The following is a 21,130-nucleotide window of genomic DNA, read 5'->3' as shown; positions in this document are numbered from 1 at the left end:
AGCCCGCTTCGCGGTGGGCGCACACCGGTCAGAGCGTGGTGACGAACCCGTCAGGCGACACCTGCACCCGGCCGGCGTCGACGGCCGTTCCGAGAGCCGCCAGCAGCCGCGTGCGGTTCGCCTCCGTCAGGCGTGCCCGGCCGAGCACGGCGAGCGTCGCGCGCAGCAGCTCGGCCTCGGCCACCCCGGCGGACGCCCGGACGAGTGCGACCATGACGTTCGCGATCTCGCGCGTCGGAACCTGCTCGAGCGCCCGCGTCGTCCCCGGGGCAGCACGCCGGTAGCCCGTCCAGGTCGCGCGGTCGAGACCACGCGGCCACGCAAAGCTCTCGGCGTCGCCGGCCGCGCCGTCCCGTCCGGTCGGTGCACCGCCCGCGAGGAGGTCCGGCGGCACCTGCGCGGTGATCGCGGAAACGCGCGCCGGGGTCATGCGTGGCAGGCCGAACGCCGTAGCGACGAGGCGCGTGAGCCGGTCGAGGTGCACCGGTCCCTCGGCCGCGACGACCTCGTCGATGACCGCGCGGACCTGGCCGGCGGCTCGGTCGCCGGGCAGTCCGTCGAGGACCGTTCGATCGCCAGCGACCCGCGGCTCCCACGGTGCGAAGGGCGCCGGCTCCGCCGGCTGAGGCTGCTCCGTCGGCTCGGGCGAGCCCGCCGACTCAGCCGAAGCTGCCGGGCCAGGCAGGACCGCCGGCTCGGCCAAGACCGCAGGCTCGGGGTCGACCGTCGAGTCAGCCAGGCTGGCGGGCTCGGGCAGGACGGCCCGTTCGGCTTGAATCCTCGGCTCGGGCTGATCCGGCGCCGGCCGGGGCAGCGACGAGATCGCTCGCCGCAGGTCGGATTCCCGAACAAGCCCGGAAACATGCACCTGACCAGCGGTTTCACGTGGAACATCGGCGGCGGCCACCTCGACGGCCGCGATGAGGTCGTCGAGCACGTCACCCGGTTCGGCGAGCCACGCGGGCAGCCAGACGCGCTCGACCGCGGGCCACCGCAGCATCCGTCCGAGCACCTCGAGCGGCAGGCCGTCGCGGTCACCGACCGTGCGCCGCGCGGCCCATCCGGGCCCATCGAGCAGAACCGCGACGAGCGGACGGTCGGGGGCGCTCGGGTCGGCGATCACGAGGTCGATGCGGAACTCCGAGAGGCCCACGTCGGTCCGGACCACGTACCCGCGCACCCGCAGCGCGTCGGCGACCTGCTCGCGGTGCCGGTCGACGACGGCCGGGCGCCGGCCCGCGACCGAGACCGTCCGGGAGCCGGTCGCCGCCAGGTCGAGGTAGGCGCGCAGGTGCTTGATCCCGACGCTCTGCGTCTCCTCGGCGCGCAGCTGCTCGGGGTCGAACGACGTGAACACGACGACCTGACGCCGCGCCCGGGTGATGGCCACGTTGAGCCGGCGCTCACCGCCGTCGCGGTTGAGCGGCCCGAAGTTGAGGGGCAGGTAGCCCCGATCGTTCACGGAGAACGCGGTCGAGAAGAGGATCGTGTCGCGCTCGTCACCCTGGACGTTCTCGAGGTTCTTGACGAACAGTCCCTCGCCGCTGGCCGTCGCAGCGGCGGACCCGTTGGCGTCGGCGCCGGCACCGTCTGGTGCGCGGCCGTCGAGGGCCTCGACGAGCCGGTCGTCGCCGGAGTCCCGCAGCATCGACTCGATGAGCGTCCGCTGCTGGGCGTTGAACGTCACGACGCCGAGCGACGGCACCCGCCCGGGCTGCGCGTCGAACCGGCGCCGGATCTCCTCGACGACAGCCTGTGCCTCGACGGGGTTGGTGCGCGGGAGGCCGCTGGTCCCGTCCTCGCGTCGGGCCGAGCGGTGGAACGTCCCGTCCACGCGCACGAGGCTGACTCCGTACCCACCGGGGCCGGGGTCGGCCGCACCGGACGACGGCGCGGGGAAGGAGCTGAGCCGGTCCTCGTAGTACTGGTGGTTGCTGAACGCGATGAGCGACTCGTCCTGGCTCCGGTAGTGCCAGCTCAGCCAGTGCCGCGGCACACGCGCCTGGACGCACTCGGACAGGATGCTCTCCTCGTCCTCGACGGTCAGGGCGCCGAGCACGCCGTCGTCGGGGTCGTCGAGCGGGTCCCCGCCACTGACCTCGGCGAACGACGTCGGCGGCAGCTGCTGCGAGTCGCCGACGACGACGACGCTGCCCGCCCGGCCCATGGCCCCGACGGCGTCCGCGACGCGGATCTGCGACGCCTCGTCGAACACCACGAGGTCGAACAGGTGCTCCTGGACGGGGAAGAACCGGGCGAGGGAGTCCGGGCTCACGAGCACGCACGGCAGCACGCGCGTGATGAGGTCCCCGTACGTCGCCATGAGCCCGCGCACGCCCAGCCCGCCGCGCTGCCGGGCGAGCTCGCGCCCGAGCGCACCGATCTGCCCGACGGCGGAGGCCGCATCGAACGCTCGCGCCCGGACGATCTCGCCGGGGATCGCCGCGCGCTGGAGGTCGCGGACCGTGCGCGCCGACGTGGCGAACCGCTCGATGGTGTGCTGCTGGACCAGGGGGTCGAACCCGTCGAGCCCGGTGGCCACGCGGCGCTCGCGAGCCGACGCGAGCGCGACGCCCCGACCGAGCGCGTTGACCGCGGCCGTCGAGTCGACGGTTCCGAGGAGCAGCGCCTCGCGCGCGGCGAGCAGATGGGCGTGCCGCAGCGGCTCGAGCGCCCCGACGAACGCGACCCAGCGGGTCAGGGGCACGGGGTCGACCTCGGCGACGCGATCCGCGCCGCGCCGGACGGGCACAGCATCGTCCGCAGGCCGTGCGGCCCGGCCCTCGGCGGTCGCGATCCAGCGCCCCACGACGCCCACGTCCGCGCTCCACCGCGCGACCTGTTCGGGCGTCGACGCCACGGTCGTCATGAGCGCCGTCGCCGCCCGTGCGAGCTCGTCGAGCGCCTCGACCGTCCCCACCGCCATCGCGCCGCGCACCCCGTCGGACAGCAGGTCACGCAGCGCCCGGACGAACGGGTCGGCGGTCGGGTCGTCACCGTCGGGGTCGACCGCCGCACCCGCCCACGTCAGCCACTCGACCTGCGCCGTGAGCTCGTCGAGCGCCTCGGGCACCATCGGGTTCCAGGTCGCGGGCAGCGCGACCCCCGCGAGCTGCTCGGCGCGGAACGCCAGGTTCTCGGCTGCAGCCTGCAGCGCGGCGAGCGACGCCGTGAGCTCGGGGACCCGGGCCGGCTTGACGATCGCTCCGAGCCGCAGGCCCGGTCGCAGGTGGTCGGCGATCGCTGCGAGACGCCGGCGCCGTACGAACCAGCTCCCCGCGGCCGCCGCGTGCGCCTCGACGGCGAGCTCGCCGAGCGGCAGCCCGAGCACGTCGGGCACCACGAGCTCGAGACCGGGGTGCGGCGCAGACCCGAACGCGGCCACCTCGTCGACGAGGGCCTCGGCGGCCTCACGCCACCGGGGCGCGCGGGTGTCGTCGAGCTCGTCGAGCGTCACGCCGTCGGCCGCGGCGAGGTTGGCGAGCGTCGCCAGGTCCACGTGGTGGCGAGCGGTTCCCAGGGCGGGCGTCGCAGGCCCGACGTGCAGGGTCGCCGTCCGCAGGGCGGCGTCGACCGCGCCGACTGCACGCGCCACGGCCGGGACGTCGATCCGCGCCGGGTCGGCGAGCCCGACGAACCCCCACGGGTGGTCAGGCCGCGGACGGGCCGGCTCGGCAGTGTCCGGGAGCAGCTCGAGTGCGCGCCGGATGCTCGCGAGCCGCGTGGCCCCCGCGGCGTCGAGCAGGTCGACCGGGACCGGGAGCACAGGCCCGAGCGCCGCCCCGCCGACAGCGCCGCCGCCGAGCGCGAGAAGGCTCGTGCGCGCCGAGTAGAAGGACAGCCCCGCACCGTTCGGCGCGTGCAGACGCTCGGCGTACCGGGCCAGGGCGGTCCGGGCCGCGCGCAGTGTCTCGAGCTCAGCCCCAAGGCCCTGCTCGTCGACCTCGGCGGAGTGATCAAGCGCGGCTCGTACCTGGGCACGCACCGCGGACGGCTTGCTGCCCTTGTCGTGCAGGTCGAGCGAGAACGGGCCGAGGCCGACCTCGTCGAGCCGTGCCCGCACGACGTCGAGGGCCGCACGCTTCTCGGCGACGAACAGCACCCGCTTGCCGTCGGCGACCGCGCGCGTCAGCAGGTTCGTGATGGTCTGCGACTTGCCGGTCCCGGGAGGTCCCTCGAGCACGAAGGTCCGCCCCGCGACCGCGTCGGCCACCGCGGTCAGCTGGGACGCGTCGGCCGGCACCGGGCACGCCGCCGCGAGCTCGTCGAGGTCCGTTCGCGCCGGGTCGACGTCGGGCGCCCCCGGCGCTGCCGGGTCGACGAACCGGTCTGTCGGCGTCTCGATCAGGTGCCTGACCAGCGGGTTGGTGGCCAGCACCGACCAGTTCTCGTCGAGGTCCTTCCACAGCCGGTACTTCGCGAACTGCAGGACGGCGAGATCGACGGTCTCCTCGACCCGGTACCCGAGGTCCTCGGCCGCGAGCGCGGTGCGCATCGCGAGCAGCGCCGCGGCCAGGTCGATGCCGGCGCCGTCCTCGGTGGGCTCGGCGAGACCCGGCACGGTCAGGCCGTGCACCTGTCGCAGCTTCTCGAGCAGGCAGTAGTTGGGGGTGCTCGCACCGGCCTCGTCGAGCTCGATGCGGTACGCGCGCTCCCTCGACCGTGTCACGAGCCGGACCGGGACCAGCACCAGGGGCGAGCGCAGCTCGCGACCGTCGAGGGACCACACGAGCGAGCCGAACGCGACGTACAGGTTGTTGGCGCCGGTCTCCTCGACGATCGTGCGTGCCTTGTACGCGAGGGCGCGCAGCCGGCCGGCGTATGCCGTGGTCGGCAGGTCGGTGAACAGCGCTGTGCGCTGGTCGAACAGCTCGGCACGCTGGTCGCCCGGGAGGTCGCGGCCGGTGCGGATCCCGCGCGCGACCTGGACCTCGTCGAGCTGGTCGGCGGGGAGCAGGTGGACCGCGTGGCCGCCGTGCAGGGCGTCCTCGACCGTCCCCAGGTGACCTGCGGGGACCGCGAGCGCGACCGCCGATCGCGGCGTGAAGTTGAGGAGCCGGTTGCGCAGGGACAGGTCGAGCAGGGCGTTCTTCCACTGCCGCACGCGCGCCGGCACCGGCGGTGTCGTGGGCTCGGCCGCGGCCTCCGCCGTACCCACGGCTGCCGGGGCTCCGAGGTCTGCCGGCACCATCTCGGCCTCGCCCAGCGCGCCACCAGCAGCCGGGACCCGGTCATCGGTCAACGCGGCCCGCTCGGGCGCGCGGTACTCCGTGATCACGACCGTCCCGTCGGCACCCAGCGTCCGGGCCGGGAGCGGTAGGACACCGGCCCGCCGCGCCCGCCACACGTCGACGACGCCAAGGATCCGACCCAGGTCGCCGGTCAGCCACCGGGAGTACGCCGCAGGGTGCGCCTGGTCGAACGTCGCGGGCTCGTCGCGCACCGTCACGAGCGACGGGTCGACGAGCCGGATCAGCCCGAGGTCGACGAGGTTGACGATCGCCGCGACGTCGCCCGGGTCGGTCTGGGCGATCGCGCCGAGAGCGGCCTCCTCACGCCAGTAGCCGCAGAACGCGTAGCCCTCGGCGAGCCACAGCAGCGGGCGGACGCCGATCAGCTCGAGCGCGGCCGCGAGGACGACGACGGTGTCGAGGCACGTGCCGGAACCGCCGTCGAGGACCTCGTCGGGCGTCCGGACCTTCTGCCCGACCTCGGACCAGCTCGCGGGCGGCTCGATGGCGCGGACCTGCCGGGCCTGCATCGCGTCGAACAGGGCGCGCACCGTGGCGTCGACCCGCTCGGGGCCCTCGTCGTACGCCCGCCTCACCGGTCGCCCGGTGCGCTCCACGAGGAGGTCCGACGCCTCGGCGACGAGCGCCGCGACCGCCGGATGGTTCGGCATGACGAACGCCGCGAGCAGCTCGGTCGCGAGCAGGGGCGGCACCGCGACCCACTGCCGGGCCGCGAGCAGCTCGACCGGAAGCGAGCGCTCGGCGAGCAGCACGCCGTCGCCCAGCACACGCACCACGACCTGCGCGGGCCGCTGGGCCTCGATCTGCAGCATCGCGTCCGCGTCGAGGTGCAGGTCGATGTCCGTGAGCTGCGTCTCGGCGTCGGGCGCCAGGTCGACGAGCCGCTCCCACGCGGTGCCGATGCGACCCTCGACGTCGCGCACCTCGACCTGGACGCTCGCCCCCGCGACGGCGGGCCCGCGGTGTCGCACGGCGATGCGGCTGACGACCGCCAACCTGTTGTGGGCCATCGGGTAGGACAGGACCGGGGCGGCGTCGACCTCGAGGTCCGTGGCGGTCACGCTGGTCTCAGGAGGCATCGCGTCGAGGCTACCGACATGCCCGTCCGGCGCGCGACGGTTGCGGCGGGTCGCGGAAAGGAGCGTGCACCTCGTGGCCGGTTGCGGGCCGGGTGGTCGCGGGTTTCTATGAGGCGACGAGGACCCACCGAGACACCCACAGAGACGAGGTAGCTCATGGAACCCGACGACCAGACCATGTCCGAGCGGCTCGAGTCGGACAAGCTCCACGAGCGCGAGCGCGAGCCCGGGCACGCCCACCCCGTGACCGAGGTCGACGAGACCATGGCGGAGCGGATCGAGTCGGACCAGATCGACGAGCCGAGCGATGTGACCATCCGCACCGGGACGGGTCGCCACGTGCAGAACGCCGTGGAGGCCGAGGAGTCGCTCGCGGAACGCATGGAGTCCGACCAGATCGACGAGTAGCCGCGGCTCACGTCGTCGCGCCCGACGAGCCGACTCCGAGCGCGCGCCCGCACCCCTGGACGATCGCGCTCGCCTGAACGGCGCTACCTGACGTGCAGCGTCACCGCACGAGCAGCGTCGCCGCCCAGGCGAGCGCGCCGAGCGTCACGACGAGGAACGCCCCGACCCAGACCAGGCCCGGCACATGCGTCAGGCTCGCGAGGATGTCGGCGTCGGACGTGCGTGCACCGCGCGCTCGATGGCGGGACGCCTGCAGCTCGACGACCGCACGCGGGGCTCCGAGCAGCAGGAACCAGGTCAGTCCGTAGGCGAACCCCGACTGCCACACCGGGGTGGCCCACCAGGTGATCGCCACGAGTGCGCCCAGGCTGACGAGCACTGTCCACAGCCCGTACCAGTTGCGGATCTGGACGAGCAGCAGCCCGAGAGCGACCACGAGCAGCCAGAGCAGGCCCACGGCGTAGCCGCGTCCGAGCACCCACGCCGCGGCGAGCCCGAGCACCGCGGGGCCGGTGTACCCGGCGAACGCCGTGGCGATCATCCCGGGGCCGCGCGGCTTGCCGACCGAGAGCGTGAGGCCCGACGTGTCGGAGTGCAGCCGGACGCCCGCGAGGCGCCGCCCGGTCACCACCGCGACCGTCGCGTGCGCGCTCTCGTGGACGATGGTCAGGACGTGCCGGGTCAGGTGCCACAGCGCCGGCACGATGAGGCACACGAGCGCCACCCCTGCCGTGAGCAGCACGACCTCGCCCGACGGCGGTTCCTGCGTCGTCGTCGCGCGCTCCCAGATCTGCGTGATCAGGTCCACGGATCACCTCCGGGGCGAAGCCAACCAGATCCCCGGGTCCGGCGTGTCACGGCGGGCCGATCAACGCAGGCCGATCAACGCAGGGCGTTGAGCGACACGTCGGCGCCCGTCGCGGTGATGCGTGCCCCGCCCGGCACGACCGCGACCGCTGTGAGCACCACGCCGTCGGGCAGGCCGTTGACCGGGATCTGCAGTCCGCGCAGACCGTCCGCGAGCGCCGAAGGGAGCGTGTCGACCGTGACGTCGAGCTGGCCGAGCCGCACCGTCGTGACGTCCACGCGGATCACCCCGGCCTCGATGCGCGGGGCGAGGCGCGCGACGAGTGGGACGCCGAGCACCGTGGTCGACGCGGTCAGCGCGCCGCCGTCGACCCCGAGCTCGATCGCGAGGCCCGAGCTGTTCGCGGCAAGCCGTGTGAGCGTGGCCGGGGACAGGGTGCCGGTGACGACCAGCCGGTCGGCGACGGCAGGGCTGGCGACCGATACCCCGTGCAGGTCGAGGTCCACGTCGGTCACCTCGACGCCGTCGAACGTGACGGCGTCCGCGTGGACCGTCGTGCGGTCGATCGAACGGGCGACGAGCTGGGTCAGGAAGGGGAACCCGCCGACGTCGACGCGGGGTGTGCCGGTGACCTGCATCCGGGCTTCGATCTCGGTGACGACGCGGTGCTCGGCCGCCGACGCCGCCGCGCGGTCCGCCACGACCACACCGACCGCGAGGACGCCGAGGACCACCACCCCGACGACCACTCTTCGCGCGCGCATCGAGCCAGCGTACGGACCCGACCGGCGGGTGGTGTCGCGGGACGCCGCCACCAGGCGTCCCCGGCGGCCGATACGGTCGACCCATGACCACCAGCCGCCCCCTGCCGAGGCGATGACATGCCGCTGCTCGACGTGCTCGCGGGGTCCCCGCTCCTGACGATCTTCGTGGTCGTGGCTCTCGGGACCGCGGTCGGCGCGATCCCGTTCGGCCCGGTCCGGTTCGGCGCGGCGGGCGCCCTGTTCGTCGGCCTCGCGCTGGGGGCGACCGACAAGCGGCTTGGCGCCGGCCTCGGGCTGGTCCAGACGCTCGGCCTCGCCTTGTTCGTCTACACGGTTGGCCTCGCGGCCGGGAGCACGTTCTTCCGGGACCTGCGTCGCCAGCTGCCGCTCATGGCGGTCGGGATCGGGGCCCTCGCGCTCGCCGGCGGGACCGCGTCGGCGATCGGCGGGGCGTTCGGGCTCAGTGGCCCGCTCAGCGCCGGTGCGTTCACCGGTGCGCTCACGTCGACCCCGGCGCTGGCCGCGGCGACGGTCGCCGCAGGCACTCAGGAGCCAGCCGTCGGGTACTCGCTCGCCTACCCGGTCGGGGTGACCGTCGCGATCCTCGTCGTGGCGCTGACCGTCAACCGCCGGTGGCCCGCGTCGCGCGACCCTGAGCCCGCCGCCGGGGTCGGCCTGGACGCGACGAGCGCCGAGGTGCAGCGACCGACCCTGCTGAGCGAGGTCCCGGGGTTCGCGGCTCAGGACGTCCGGCTGTCCTACCTCGAGCGGGGCGGTCGCACGCGCGTTGTCGGCCACGACGAGCAGCTGCAGCCGGGCGACCGCGTCGTCGTCGTCGGCCCACGCCCGGCGGTCGACGCGGCCGTGGCGCACCTGGGCGTCCGGCTCGAGGAGCACCTCGCTGATGACCGCACCTCGGTCGACTTCCGGCGGTTCGTCGTGTCCGACCGCAAGGTCGCGGGCCGCACCGTCGCCGAGCTCGACTTCCCCGACCGGTTCGGCGGCGTCCTGACCCGCGTCCTGCGCGGGGACCTCGACCTGCTCGCGCGCGACGACCTCACGCTCGAGCTGGGCGACCGGGTGCTCGCGGTCGTCCCGCGCGAGGAGCTCGCGGCGGTGTCCCGGTACCTCGGGGACTCCGAGCACCGGGTCTCGGAGATCGACGCGCTCACGGTCGGCATCGGGATGGCGCTCGGCCTCGTGGTCGGGCTCATCACGATCCCCCTCGGGGGCGGCGCGAGCTTCGCGCTCGGGTCCGCAGCGGGACCGCTCGTGGTCGGGATGATCCTCGGGAGCCTCGAGCGGACCGGTCCGGTGGTCTGGGGCATGCCGCGCGCAGCGAACCTCACGATCCGTCAGCTCGGGCTGCTGCTGTTCCTTGCCGCTGTCGGGCTCGCGTCGGGCCAGGCGTTCGCCGCGCAGGCGTTCACCGCGACGGGGCTGCGCATCGTCGTCCTCGCGGTCGCCGTCGTCGGGATCTCGTCGGTCGTGTTCGTGCTCGGCGGGCGGCTCGTCGGGGCGAGCGCCCCCCGCACGGCCGGCGCGCTGGCGGGTCTCGTCGGGCAGCCGGCGGTCCTGGCGTACGCGGGCGGGCGGGTGACCGACGAGCGCGTCGAGGGCGGGTACGCCGCGCTGTTCGCGCTGGGGATCATCGTCAAGATCCTGCTCGTGCAGGTGCTCGTCACGCCGTAGCAGGCGCCAAGACGTCCGCTCTGGCTACGATCGTCCCCTCATGCGGCGGCGAGGCCACCACGACGGCAGGGGCAACGATGGCAGGCAGGCACGTCGGGTCGGTCGAGCCGGACCACGAGCACGTGGTGCTGGTCGACGAGTCGGGCGCGGTCATCGGTACCGCGCTCAAGGCTGAGGTCCACACCACCGACACCCCGCTGCACCTCGCGTTCTCCTGCTACGTCGTCGACAGCGACGGCCGCGTGCTCCTCACGCAGCGCGCACCGGCCAAGCGCACCTGGCCGGGTGTCTGGACCAACGCGTGCTGCGGGCATCCCGGGCTCGACGAGGACCTGGTCGGCGCGGTGCTGCGACGGCTGCGGCACGAGCTCGGCATCCGCGGCGACGTCGAGGTCAGCCCGCTGCTGCCGGACTTCCGCTACCGCGCGGTCATGGACAACGGGATCGTCGAGAACGAGATCTGCCCGGTGTTCCTCGCGCGCGTCCCCGCCGGCATCACCGTCACGCCGGACCCGTCCGAGGTCGCCAACCACCGGTGGGTGACGCCCGACGAGTTCCGGGCCCTCATCGCCGCCGGCGACGTGCCCGTGAGCCCGTGGGCAGCCCTCCAGATGGAGCGGCTGGCCGGGGACGACAGCTGGGCCGCCGCCGCGAGCTGACTGTTCCCTCGACAGCTGTGCCGGCCAGCTGCCGAGCGCACGGCTCGGCGTACCTGCTCAGGTCGTGAGGCGTCTCGTCTCGTAGGCCCACAGGGCGATCTCGACGCGGTTCCGCGCGCCGAGCTTGCCCATGAGGCTGGCGAGGTGCGTCTTGACGGTGCTGAGGCTGATCGACAGCGCACCGGCGATCTCGGCGTTGGTCAGGCCCTGGGCCACGGTCAGGAGCACCTCCTCCTCCCGCGCTGTGAGCCGTTCGATGGGCTGGGCGGGCGGCGGACCCGTCTGCAGGTCAGCGAACGCTGCCAGCAGGCGGACCGTGACGCTCGGCGCGATGAGCGCCTCGCCGTTGGCCGCCGCATGGATCGCCTGGGTGAGGAGCTCGGGCCCGGCGTCCTTGAGCAGGAACCCGCGGGCTCCCGCCTTGAGGGCGCCGTGGACGTACTCGTCGAGGTCGAACGTGGTGATGACCACGACCGCCATCGGGTCCTCGACGTCCGGTCCGGCGAGGGCCCGGGTGGCCTCGAGCCCGTTGACCTCGGGCATGCGGATGTCGAACAGGCACACGTCCGGTCGCAGCGCACGGGCGAGCGCGACCGCTTCACGGCCGTCCCGTGCCTCGGCGACCACCTCGATCCCCGGCTGGGCGTCGAGGATCATCCGGAGCCCGGACCGGACGATGTCGTGGTCGTCGGCAATCAGCACCCGGATGCTCATCGGGTCGGCCCCCGCCGCGGGAGCACCGCGTCGACTACCCAGCCCCGGTCGGGGCCAGGACCGGCATGGAGCGTCCCGCCGAGGAGCGCCGCCCGTTCCGTCATGCCCACGACGCCGAACCCGCCTCGGGGCCGGCCGGCGGTAACCGGGTCGCCGTCGTCGCTGACTGTCATGCGGACGTCGTCCCGGTCACCGGCAACCTGGACGACGATCCGCGTGGCGTGCCGGGCGTGCCGCGTCGCGTTGGTGACCGCCTCCTGAGCGATGCGGTAGCTCGCAGCCCCGACCGACGGGCTGAGGTTCGTCAGGTCGCCGGACACCTGCACCTCGACGCCGGGCTCGTCGGCCGCCGCCGGCCGGGCAAGACGGTCGATGTCGGCCGCGCCGCGCTGCGGCACCACCTCGGCATCGTGGGGCTCGCGCAGGACCCCCACCATCGTCCGCATCTCTGCGAGGGTGCGGGCACCTTCGGCCTCGATGACCTCGAGCGCCTCGACCGCCGCCCCGGGTCGCATCGCGGCGACGACGCGTCCGGCCTGCGCGCGGACCACCATCGCCGAGACGTGGTGCGCCACCGTGTCGTGCAGCTCGCGGGCCAGCTGCTCGCGTTCGCGCAGGCGGACCTGGTCGAGCTCGCGCTGTCGCGTCGTGGCACGCAGCCGCACGGACGCACCCAGAGCCGCGGGGATTGCGAGGATGACGACGCCGAAGAGCGCATCGCCGACCTGCGCATGGTCCACAGCGCTTCCCAGACCGCTGGAGGCGAGAGCGATGAGCGACCCGATGGCCACAGCACCGCCGGACCCCCACCGGAACAGCGCGTAGACGAGCAGCAGAAGGTAGACCATCGAGACGAAGGCGACCGGTCCGCCCGCGTGACCGACCACCGCGGCGAGGCTCACCACGGCAGAGACACCGAACCCGACGGCGATCATCGCGAGCGGACGGGTCCGTCGCCACAGCAGCGTGAACGCCAGCGCCACGGCCTCCACGGAGCCCAGCGGGAACCAGCGGGCGTCCTGCCGCAGCACGGTCTCGAGGACGGCTGCGCTGACGAACACCCCGACCAGGGCCCAGTCGCGCCAGACGCGGACCGGCGGCTGGAGGGCTCGAGGTTCGACCCAGAGCGGCCGGACCGCATCTCTCGTCACGCCTCCCAGCCTAGGGATCGCGCGCCGGCGCACATCGGCCGAAAGGACGAGCCCGTCACCGGCCCAGCGGCCGAGAGGTCGTCGCACCACGCGGCCGATGTGGGTCCGGGCGCGGCTCGCCACGCTGAGAGTGCGTCGGCGACCGGCCGACGCGTTCACGATCTGGAGGACGACCGATGATGTCGCAGAGCTTGTCTCCCCGGGAGAGCCTGAACGCCCGTCAGCCGCGAGCGCCTCGGCCGGGCGCCGTTCGAGCGGACAGGTCCGCTGCCGTGGCCGCCGGAGTCCTCTACGTCACCGGGACGGTGGCCGGCATCCTCAGCATGGTCGTCACCGGTGGGTTGCGTGACGCGCACGACCCGTTGGCCGCCGCCGCGGAGCACCCCGGTGCGGCCGTGACCGGCGCCCTGCTGGTGCTGGTCATGGGTCTGTCGCTCGCGTTCGTCCCGGTCGTGCTGCTCCCGGTGCTGCGCCGGGTGAACGAGGCGCTGGCCATCGGCTACCTGGTCCTGCGCGGGGCGCTCGAGACGGCCTGCTACCTCGTCCTCGCGGTCGGCTGGCTTCTCCTCGCGCCCGTGGGTGAAGTCGTGGCGGCAGGTCCGGGCACGACGTCCCCGGTGGGGGTGCGCCTCGGCGGCTTGCTGCTCGCCGGCGACGCCGTGGACGCGGTGCTCGCGGTCGTGTTCGGCTGCGGCGCCGTCCTGCTCTACGCGCTGCTCTACCGGTCGCGCCTCGCCCCCCGCTGGATCGCGGTGTGGGGCCTCGCGGCGATCGCGCTGTACGTCGTCGCGGACCTGCTCGCGATGTACGACGTCGTCGGCGCGGGCTCGACCGAGCAGGTTCTGATGCTCATGCCCCTGGCCGTCCAGGAGATGGTGCTGGCGGTGTGGATGATCGCGCGCGGATTCCGTCCGACGGCTGGTGCGACGATGGCCCAGCCGGCGGACGGTGCGCTCGTCTCGGCGTGAGGGTTGTCAGGCGACGACGGAGGCGGTCCGAGTCAGGCGCACGTGGCACTCCGTCGGCTCCTCGACGACGAACTCGACCGCGAGCGCTCCGTGCGCGTCGGCGGTGAGCTCCGCGAGCAACGGCATCGGGCGGTGCGGGGCGACGAGCACCATCGTGCCGCCGACCGGGATCGCGCTGAACGCACCGCGGACCGCGGCGTGGCGGACGGCGTGCGGGATCGTCCGCACGTCGAGCACGACCTCGGACTCGTCGTGCTGGCAGCCGCAGACATGACCCTCAGCGGCGGCCGGCGACGTGGGGCCGGTCTCGATCTCGACGTTCTCGGCAGGCATGCGGTCCTCCAGGTCGGTGGTGGGCCGCACCCGCGCGCGGCCGTCTCCGGAGTATTCACGGCGTAGACCGTACTTAACCGGGACCTTCGACCGTCGCCGGGCGGCGGTCAGCCCTGCGGCGCGTGCCGGTCCAGGAACTCGTACACCTCGGTCGTGTCGACGCCGGGGAACGCCCCGGTCGGCAGCGCGGCCAGGGTGCTCGCGTGCGGGCGGGCGCTCGGCCAGGCCCGGTCGGCCCACCGGTCGGCCAGCTCGGTCGGTGCCTGGCGGCAGCACGTCGGGTCGGGGCACCGCGAGACCGCACGCTCGGTCGTCTCGCGACCCCGGAACCAGCGCACGTGCTGGAACGGCACGCCGACGGACACCGAGAAGTCGCCCTCGGAGGAGCCCTGCACGCGCGACGTGCACCAGAACGTGCCGGTCGGGGTGTCCGTGTACTGGTAGTACGGGCTGAACCGGTCAGGGATCGAGAACACGATGCGCGCCGTCCAGTTCTTGCACACCGGCTGACCCTCGATCGCGCCGAGCGGGTCGGACGGGAACCGCACGCCGTCGTTCTCGTACGCCTTGTGCAGCGTGCCGCTCTCGTGGACCTTCATGAAGTGCACGGGCACGTCGAGGTGCCGGGTCGCGAGGTTGGTGAACCGGTGGGCGGCGGTCTCGTACGGCACGGCATACGCGTCGCGCAGGTCCTCGACCGACAGCCGGCGCTCGGCCTTGGCCTCCCGCATGAGCTCGGCGGCGCCGGCCTCGGGCAGCATGAGCGCGGCGGCCAGGTAGTTCGTCTCGACGCGCTGGCGCAGGAAGTCCCCGTAGTCGCGGGGCTCGGCGTGCCCGAGCACGAAGCTCGCGATGGCCTGCAGCAGCGCGGAGCGCGGGTCGCTCGAGGACGTGAGCCCGTGCGGCAGGTAGATCCGCCGGTTCGCCAGGTCCGTCACGGAGCGGGTCGAGTGCGGCAGGTCGTGGACGTAGTGCAGCGTGAACCCGAGGTGCGCGGCGATGTCCGCGGTCCCGCGCTGCGAGAGCGGACCGCCGGGGTGCTCGACCGCCCCGAGCAGCCGGCGCGCGTGATCCTCGAGCTCGGGGAAGTAGTTGTCCTGCGCCCGCATCGTCGCCCGCAGCTCGGCGTTCGCGCGACGGGCCTCCTCAGGCGTCGCGGCCTTCTCGGTGAGCAGCCGCTGGACCTCCGCCTGGAGCCGGACGAGGGCCTCGAGCGCGTCGGTCGGCAGCGACTTGCCGACCTTGACCGTCGGCATCTGCAGCGACGCGAACAGCGGACCGCGCTGGGCCCGCTCGAGCTCGACCTCGAGTGCCGAGCGGCGGCTCGGGGCCTCCTCGCGCAGCAGCTCCGCGACCGGCACGCCCAGCGCGGCGGCGATCTGACTGAGCAGCGACAGCTTGGGCTCTCGGTGGCCGTTCTCGATCATGGACACCTGCGACGCGGCCCGGCCGATCGCGGCGCCGAGCTCGTCGAGCGTCAGGCCGCGTGCGGTGCGCAGGTGGCGGATGCGGCGGCCCAGGACGAGCGTGTCGACCGCGTCGTCGGGCAGGGGCGCGAGCGTGGGGGTGATCGCCATCCCTCGACGGTGCCAGAACCCGCGGATTCTGTCGAGCAGAAGTTTCGTCGATCTTCTGCACGATTGACCGGTGAAGACCTGTTGACCTTCCCGCAGAGTGGTTCCACCAGGCCAGCAACCGGAAATCGAGGGACATCGTGAACGAGACAACGTCGTCGACGCACCAGCCCACCACGACCCGCCCGGGCGACCAGACCCAGACCGCGGCCGAGCTCGCCCAGCAGTGGGCGACCGACCCCCGCTGGGCCGGCATCCGCCGCGACTACACGGCCGAGGACGTCATCGCGCTGCGTGGATCGGTCCGCGAGGAGCACACGCTCGCCCGCAGGGGGGCCGAGCGCCTGTGGGACCTGCTCCACAACCGCGAGTGGGTCCCCGCGCTCGGGGCGCTCACCGGCAACCAGGCCGTCCAGCAGGTCAAGGCCGGCCTCGAGGCCATCTACCTGTCCGGCTGGCAGGTCGCGGCCGACGCGAACCTGTCCGGTCAGACGTACCCGGACCAGAGCCTCTACCCCGCGAACAGCGTCCCCGCCGTCGTGCGCCGCATCAACAACGCGCTGCTGCGGGCCGACCAGATCGAGACGTCCGAGGGCGAGCGCACCCGCGACTGGCTCGCTCCGATCGTCGCCGACGCCGAGGCCGGGTTCGGCGGCCCGCTCAACGCCTACGAGCTCATGGCGTCGATGATCGAGGCCGGCGCGGCCGGCGTGCACTGGGAGGACCAGCTCGCGGCCGAGAAGAAGTGCGGCCACCTCGGCGGCAAGGTCCTCGTCCCGACGAGCCAGCACGTGCGCACGCTGAGCGCGGCCCGGCTCGCGGCCGACGTCGCGGGCGTGCCGACCGTCGTCATCGCGCGCACCGACGCGCTCGGCGCCGACCTGCTGACGTCCGACGTCGACCCGCGCGACGAGCCGTTCCTCACGGGCGAGCGGACCGCCGAGGGCTACTTCCGGGTGCGTCCGGGCCTCGACCCGGTCGTCTCGCGGGCCATGGCCTACGCCGAGTACGCGGACCTGATCTGGGTCGAGACCTCTACCCCCGACCTGGACCTCGCGCGGGAGTTCGCCGAGCGCATCCACGACCGGCACCCCGGCAAGCTGCTCGCCTACAACTGCTCGCCGTCGTTCAACTGGCGCGCGGCCCTCGACGACTCGACGATCGCGCGGTTCCAGAAGGAGCTCGCGGCCTCCGGCTACGCATTCCAGTTCATCACCCTGGCCGGCTTCCACGCGCTCAACCACTCGATGTTCTCCCTCGCCCGCGGCTACGCCGAGCGCGGCATGAGCGCGTACGTCGAGCTGCAGGAGGCCGAGTTCGCGTCCGAGGCCGACGGCTACACCGCGACCCGTCACCAGCGCGAGGTCGGCACCGGCTACTTCGACCGGGTCGCCACCGCGCTCAACCCGGCCAGCGCGACCCTCGCGCTCGCCGGCTCGACCGAGAGCGCGCAGTTCGCGCACGCGCACTGAGATGTACGAGGTCCTCGAGCCGAGGCTCGAAGCACGCCGCACAGCACCACCCACCGCACAGACCGCCGCACCACGAGAGGAGCACGCCATGCCCACGCTGACGCCCACCACGACCCGTCCCACGGCCGTCGCAGCGCCGACCCTCGAGATCACCGGGCCCGTCGTGCCCGGCTCGGAGCAGATCCTGACTCCCGAGGCGCTCGCGTTCGTCGCGGAGCTGCACACGCGGTTCGCCGGTTCGCGCCACGACCTGCTGCTGGCCCGCCAGCGCCGCAGGGAGCGGTTCGCCAACGGGCTCGACCCCGACTTCCGCCCCGAGACCCGGCACCTCCGCGAGGACACCACGTGGCGCGTGGCCGGGCCGGGGCCGGGGCTCGAGGACCGCCGCGTGGAGATCACCGGCCCGACCGACCGCAAGATGACCATCAATGCGCTGAACTCCGGCGCGCGCGTCTGGCTCGCGGACCTCGAGGACGCCACGGCGCCGACGTGGGAGAACATCGTCGGCGGCCAGCACAACCTCGCGCTGGCCATCCGCGGCCAGATCGACTTCACGTCCGACGAGGGCAAGGAGTACCGCGTCGGGCCGACGACGCCGACCATCGTCATGCGTCCGCGCGGCTGGCACCTCGCCGAGAAGCACCTGCGGTTCACGGACCGGGCCGGCCAGCGCTCGTCGGCGTCGGGCAGCCTCGTCGACGCGGGCCTCTACCTGTTCCACAACGCCCAGGCGCTCATCGACGGCGGCCGCGGGCCGTACCTCTACCTGCCGAAGATCGAGGGCTACCTCGAGGCGCGGCTGTGGAACGACGTGTTCGTCTTCACCGAGGACCGGCTCGGCATCCCGCGCGGCACCATCCGCGCGACGGTCCTCATCGAGACGATCACGGCGGCGTTCGAGATGGAGGAGATCCTCTACGAGCTGCGCGAGCACTGCGCGGGGCTCAACGCGGGTCGCTGGGACTACATCTTCAGCATCATCAAGAACTTCCGCTCGCGCGGCCCCCGGTTCGTCCTGCCCGACCGCGGCCGCATCACGATGACCGTCCCGTTCATGCGCGCCTACACCGAGCTGCTCGTCGCGACGTGCCACCGCCGCGGTGCGCATGCCATCGGCGGCATGTCGGCCTTCATCCCCAACCGGCGCGACCCCGAGGTCACCGAGCGGGCGCTCGCGCAGGTCAAGGCCGACAAGGAGCGCGAGGCCGGTCAGGGCTACGACGGCACGTGGGTCGCGCACCCGGACCTCGTGCCGGTCGCCCGCGCGGTGTTCGACGAGGTCCTCGGCGACCGCCACGACCAGCGCGACCGGCTGCGCGAGGACGTGCGCGTCACCGCCGCTGAGCTGCTCGACATCCCGTCCGCGGGAGGCAGCGAGCCCGGCGCGGTGTCGGACGCCGGCGTCCGCGGCAACGTGTCGGTCGGCGTGCGCTACCTCGAGGCGTGGCTGCGCGGCAACGGTGCGGTCGCGATCGACAACCTCATGGAGGACGCGGCCACCGCCGAGATCTCGCGGTCGCAGATCTGGCAGTGGGTGCACCAGGAGGTCGTCACGGCCGAGGGGACGCGGCTCACCGGTGACTCGGTCGAGGACGTCCTGACCTCGGTGCTCGACGAGCTGCCGAGGTTCGAGGGCGACCGGTACGACGACGCGGCCGAGCTGTTCCGCGAGGTCGCGCTCGACGACGCGTACCCGACGTTCCTCACGGTGCCCGCGTACACCCGGTTCCTCGTGCACGTGCGTCCGCCGACGTCGTCGGCACCCGGCTCCACGGGCGCGTCGTCGGGCACGGCGACGGCGGCCTGACGGCGGCGACGTCACGGGATGACGGCGGCGGCCGTCCGGCAGAGAAAGGTCTTGTCGGGCGCCCGCCGCGGACGTACCGTCGACGCCACATGGGAAAGGAGGTGGTCCCCGAGTGAAGATTCTTGGGACGCGTGAGGTGACTGTCCGCTAGTCGCCCGAGCATTCGGACGGACTGACTCGGTCCCCCCGCAGTGCCACCTGGACCCCTGCCGGGTCGGGCGGCGAGCGAGTACCAGGCAGTCACCGCAGCCCGTGGGAGCCGCGATCTCGTCCTTCGCGGCAGGGACCCGTCAGGGGAACCGGCCCACGGGCTGTCCCATGCCCGGCGCCGTGAACGGCCCCCGATCGCGGACGCGCGGACATACGGCGCCCCGGACGGTGAGAGTCTGGACCCATGGGCCAGCTCAAGACACCTGCCGAGATCAACGCCATGCGGCCTGCCGGGAAGTTCATCGCGAGCGTCCTCGTGTCGCTGCGCGACTACGCGAAGGCCGGCGTGAGCCTGCGTGACCTCGACGCCCACGCGCATGCGCTCATCGACGCGGCCGGCGCCCACTCGGTCTACCTCGGCTACCACCCGTCGTTCGGCGCGATCCCCTACCCGGGCGTGCTCTGCACGTCGGTCAACGACGCCGCGCTGCACGGCCTGCCGTCGGACTACGTCCTGGTCGACGGGGACGTCCTGAGCGTCGACTTCGCCGCGCAGGTGCAGGGCTGGGTCGCCGACTCCGCGATCACGTTCCAGGTCGGCACGCCGACCGCAGCCGCGACGAAGCTCATCGAGGCGACCGAGAAGGCCCTCGCCGCCGGGATCGCCGCCGCGAGGCCCGGCAACCGCATGGGTGACATCTCCGCGGCGATCGGCGCCGTCGGGCGCGCGGCCGGGTACGGCATCAACGCGGACTTCGGGGGCCACGGGGTCGGCCGGACGATGCACGAGGACCCGCACGTCCCGAACCTCGGCCGCGCCGGGACCGGTCAGAAGCTCAAGCCGGGGCTGGTCATCGCGATCGAGCCGTGGTTCATGGCGGGCGGCGACGAGTACGTCATCGACCCCGACGGCTGGACCATCCGCACGGCCGACGGCTCGATCGCCGCGCATGCCGAGCACACCATCGCGATCACCAAGGACGGCCCGATCGTCCTCACCGCGCGCGACTCCTGACGTCCGCCCCGGTCACACCGGGGTTGTGGACAACCGTCGCACACCGGACGAATCCCCCTAGGTTGCTCTCGGGTTCAGAGAGCGAGACCAACCGGGGGGACACGCATGGCCGCAGATCTGCAGGTCGAGACGGCTGAGCTGCGCAGCAGGGGCGAGCTCCTCATCGAGTACGGCGCGACGGTCAGCGGCATCGACGGCACCGCCCTTGCGGCACGGCGCAGCCGCTACGGTCACCCGTCGCTGGCGAGCGCGGCCTCCGGCTTCGCCGAGCGGTGGGCGCGGGGCCTGCGCGCCACCGCGGACGACGTGCGAGCCAGCGGGACGGTCCTGGTGTCCACGGCTGGATGGCTCGAGGAGATCGATGCCGGCCTCGCCGAGGCAGCAGGCGATCCGTCGACGCCGCAATGAACACCGGCGTGCTCGCGAGGAGCCTGGGCGACACCCGCGATGCTGCGGTCCTGATCCCCGGCGACGCGGGCGCCGTGCGGTCCGATGCGCGAGCCCTGGACGAGACGGCTGAGACGCTGACGACAGTTGCCGAGGGCATCGGTGGAACCGAGGCGCGAGGCTGGACCGGCAAAGCCGCGTCGACGTTCTCCGAGACGACCACGGCGATGCGGACGCGCATCCTCGTGGCGGCGAACGCGATGGGCAGCGCGGCGAGCGCCCTGCACACCCACGCCTCGACCCTCGAGTGGGCTCAGGACCAGGCCCGGGCCGCGATCCGGTCGTTCGACGCCGCCGCTGCGTGTGCGGCCCCCGACCTCCTCGGCACGATCACCCCGACGGCCGGCCAGCATCTCGCCCTCGCGTCCCTGGATGATGCCCGCTCGCAGGTTCATCGCTCCGCCACCAACGCAGCCGCCGCCCTCCTGGACGCGTGCGTGGACGCACCGATCAGCCCGGGCCTGTGGAACCAGGTCGGCTACCAGTGGTCCGAGCTGTGGCGCGGCGCCGCCGAGTCGTTCGGCGGGCTCGGTCACCTCGTCTGGGACCACAGCTCCGTCCGACGTCAGCTCGACCCCGACGGCACCGTGGCGTCCGACACCGCCGTGGCCCTCGGCCTCGTCGCGGCGGTCAAGGATCCCGTCCAGCTCGGCAAGGACCTCATCGACTACGACACCTGGGCCACCAGCCCTGCGCGTGCGATCGGTCACCTGGCTCCCGACGCGGCGCTCGCTGCTCTCACGGCAGGCGGCGGGCTGGTCGCGGCGCGGAGCGCTTCTGCGGGGGTTCGCGTTGGCGACGGGATCGCGGACCTCGGAACGGCCGCTCGGACGGCCA

The 21,130-nt window shown here is 73.4% G+C and carries 16 protein-coding genes; 9 read left to right on the top strand and 7 right to left on the bottom strand.

Annotation, left to right across the window (positions count from 1 at the left end; all coding sequences use genetic code 11):
- Positions 1–28: 28 nt before the first annotated feature.
- On the bottom strand, positions 29–6,331 hold the full coding sequence (locus VFW79_RS03855; protein WP_329675995.1) for a DUF3320 domain-containing protein: 6,303 nt from the start codon (positions 6,329–6,331) through the stop codon (positions 29–31).
- Between the two features lie 156 nt (positions 6,332–6,487).
- Between VFW79_RS03855 and VFW79_RS03850 the strand changes: the two genes are divergently transcribed.
- Entirely contained in the window at positions 6,488–6,739 is a 252-nt protein-coding gene (locus VFW79_RS03850) for a hypothetical protein (protein ID WP_329675994.1), read from the top strand.
- 100 nt (positions 6,740–6,839) lie between these two features.
- On the opposite strand, the gene VFW79_RS03845 is transcribed toward VFW79_RS03850, so the two are convergent.
- Complete coding sequence (locus VFW79_RS03845; protein ID WP_329675993.1) at positions 6,840–7,547, bottom strand: M50 family metallopeptidase; 708 nt, start codon at positions 7,545–7,547, stop codon at positions 6,840–6,842.
- A gap of 74 nt (positions 7,548–7,621) precedes the next feature.
- The gene (locus VFW79_RS03840) at positions 7,622–8,311 is read right to left on the bottom strand and encodes a DUF2993 domain-containing protein (protein ID WP_329675992.1); all 690 of its coding nucleotides are present in this window, start codon (positions 8,309–8,311) and stop codon (positions 7,622–7,624) included.
- Between the two features lie 117 nt (positions 8,312–8,428).
- Here VFW79_RS03840 and VFW79_RS03835 point away from each other — a divergent pair, with 117 nt between their 5' ends.
- Positions 8,429–10,003: an aspartate:alanine exchanger family transporter gene (locus tag VFW79_RS03835; RefSeq protein ID WP_329675991.1), complete on the top strand. Its 1,575-nt coding sequence runs from the start codon at positions 8,429–8,431 to the stop codon at positions 10,001–10,003.
- A 77-nt stretch (positions 10,004–10,080) separates the two neighbouring features.
- The gene (idi, locus tag VFW79_RS03830) at positions 10,081–10,662 is read left to right on the top strand and encodes an isopentenyl-diphosphate Delta-isomerase (RefSeq protein WP_329675990.1); all 582 of its coding nucleotides are present in this window, start codon (positions 10,081–10,083) and stop codon (positions 10,660–10,662) included.
- Positions 10,663–10,719: 57 nt separating this feature from the next.
- Here idi and VFW79_RS03825 read toward each other — a convergent pair whose 3' ends face one another.
- Both VFW79_RS03825 and VFW79_RS03820 read right to left on the bottom strand, forming a co-directional pair.
- Positions 10,720–11,376: a response regulator transcription factor gene (locus tag VFW79_RS03825; protein WP_329675989.1), complete on the bottom strand. Its 657-nt coding sequence runs from the start codon at positions 11,374–11,376 to the stop codon at positions 10,720–10,722.
- Positions 11,373–12,527 carry a sensor histidine kinase gene (locus VFW79_RS03820; protein ID WP_329675988.1) on the bottom strand — a complete coding sequence of 385 codons (1,155 nt, stop codon included), beginning with the start codon at positions 12,525–12,527 and terminating at the stop codon, positions 11,373–11,375. Before VFW79_RS03820 ends, VFW79_RS03825 begins: the two co-directional genes overlap by 4 nt.
- Before the next feature lie 272 nt (positions 12,528–12,799).
- Here VFW79_RS03820 and VFW79_RS03815 point away from each other — a divergent pair, with 272 nt between their 5' ends.
- A complete protein-coding gene (locus VFW79_RS03815; protein WP_329675987.1) occupies positions 12,800–13,495 on the top strand; it encodes a DUF4386 domain-containing protein in 696 nt (231 codons plus the stop codon).
- Positions 13,496–13,501: 6 nt separating this feature from the next.
- Here VFW79_RS03815 and VFW79_RS03810 read toward each other — a convergent pair whose 3' ends face one another.
- A complete protein-coding gene (locus VFW79_RS03810) occupies positions 13,502–13,828 on the bottom strand; it encodes a DUF2249 domain-containing protein (RefSeq protein ID WP_329675986.1) in 327 nt (108 codons plus the stop codon).
- Between the two features lie 107 nt (positions 13,829–13,935).
- Positions 13,936–15,405, bottom strand: a complete 1,470-nt coding sequence (locus VFW79_RS03805) for a helix-turn-helix domain-containing protein (protein ID WP_329675985.1) — start codon at positions 15,403–15,405, stop codon at positions 13,936–13,938.
- A gap of 137 nt (positions 15,406–15,542) precedes the next feature.
- On the opposite strand from VFW79_RS03805, the gene aceA reads away from it, so the two are divergent.
- The 5 genes from aceA to VFW79_RS03780 form a co-directional block, all read left to right on the top strand.
- Positions 15,543–16,874: an isocitrate lyase gene (gene aceA / locus VFW79_RS03800; RefSeq protein WP_329675984.1), complete on the top strand. Its 1,332-nt coding sequence runs from the start codon at positions 15,543–15,545 to the stop codon at positions 16,872–16,874.
- Positions 16,875–16,962: 88 nt separating this feature from the next.
- Positions 16,963–18,681, top strand: a complete 1,719-nt coding sequence (gene aceB, locus VFW79_RS03795; RefSeq protein ID WP_329675983.1) for a malate synthase A — start codon at positions 16,963–16,965, stop codon at positions 18,679–18,681.
- A gap of 394 nt (positions 18,682–19,075) precedes the next feature.
- Positions 19,076–19,846, top strand: a complete 771-nt coding sequence (map, locus tag VFW79_RS03790; protein ID WP_329675982.1) for a type I methionyl aminopeptidase — start codon at positions 19,076–19,078, stop codon at positions 19,844–19,846.
- 105 nt (positions 19,847–19,951) lie between these two features.
- Complete coding sequence (locus VFW79_RS03785) at positions 19,952–20,254, top strand: hypothetical protein (protein ID WP_329675981.1); 303 nt, start codon at positions 19,952–19,954, stop codon at positions 20,252–20,254.
- Positions 20,251–21,130, top strand: an 880-nt coding sequence (locus VFW79_RS03780) for a putative T7SS-secreted protein (RefSeq protein ID WP_329675980.1), incomplete at its 3' end; no start/stop codon positions are given. The genes VFW79_RS03785 and VFW79_RS03780, both read left to right, overlap by 4 nt.

Origin of the sequence: Cellulomonas sp. (genome assembly GCF_036279715.1) — a bacterium.
Classification (GTDB): domain Bacteria; phylum Actinomycetota; class Actinomycetes; order Actinomycetales; family Cellulomonadaceae; genus Cellulomonas_A.
The sequence above is the reverse complement of the archived record's forward strand: the minus strand, read 5'-3'. Positions and strand labels throughout refer to the sequence as shown.

Coding starts and splice junctions, on each gene's coding strand:
- VFW79_RS03855 (WP_329675995.1), bottom strand. CDS start 6,331: ATGCCTCCTGAGACCAGCGTGACCGCCACGGACCTCGAGGTCGACGCC.
- VFW79_RS03850 (WP_329675994.1), top strand. CDS start 6,488: ATGGAACCCGACGACCAGACCATGTCCGAGCGGCTCGAGTCGGACAAG.
- VFW79_RS03840 (WP_329675992.1), bottom strand. CDS start 8,311: ATGCGCGCGCGAAGAGTGGTCGTCGGGGTGGTGGTCCTCGGCGTCCTC.
- VFW79_RS03835 (WP_329675991.1), top strand. CDS start 8,429: ATGCCGCTGCTCGACGTGCTCGCGGGGTCCCCGCTCCTGACGATCTTC.
- idi (WP_329675990.1), top strand. CDS start 10,081: ATGGCAGGCAGGCACGTCGGGTCGGTCGAGCCGGACCACGAGCACGTG.
- VFW79_RS03825 (WP_329675989.1), bottom strand. CDS start 11,376: ATGAGCATCCGGGTGCTGATTGCCGACGACCACGACATCGTCCGGTCC.
- VFW79_RS03810 (WP_329675986.1), bottom strand. CDS start 13,828: ATGCCTGCCGAGAACGTCGAGATCGAGACCGGCCCCACGTCGCCGGCC.
- VFW79_RS03805 (WP_329675985.1), bottom strand. CDS start 15,405: ATGGCGATCACCCCCACGCTCGCGCCCCTGCCCGACGACGCGGTCGAC.
- aceB (WP_329675983.1), top strand. CDS start 16,963: ATGCCCACGCTGACGCCCACCACGACCCGTCCCACGGCCGTCGCAGCG.
- map (WP_329675982.1), top strand. CDS start 19,076: ATGGGCCAGCTCAAGACACCTGCCGAGATCAACGCCATGCGGCCTGCC.
- VFW79_RS03785 (WP_329675981.1), top strand. CDS start 19,952: ATGGCCGCAGATCTGCAGGTCGAGACGGCTGAGCTGCGCAGCAGGGGC.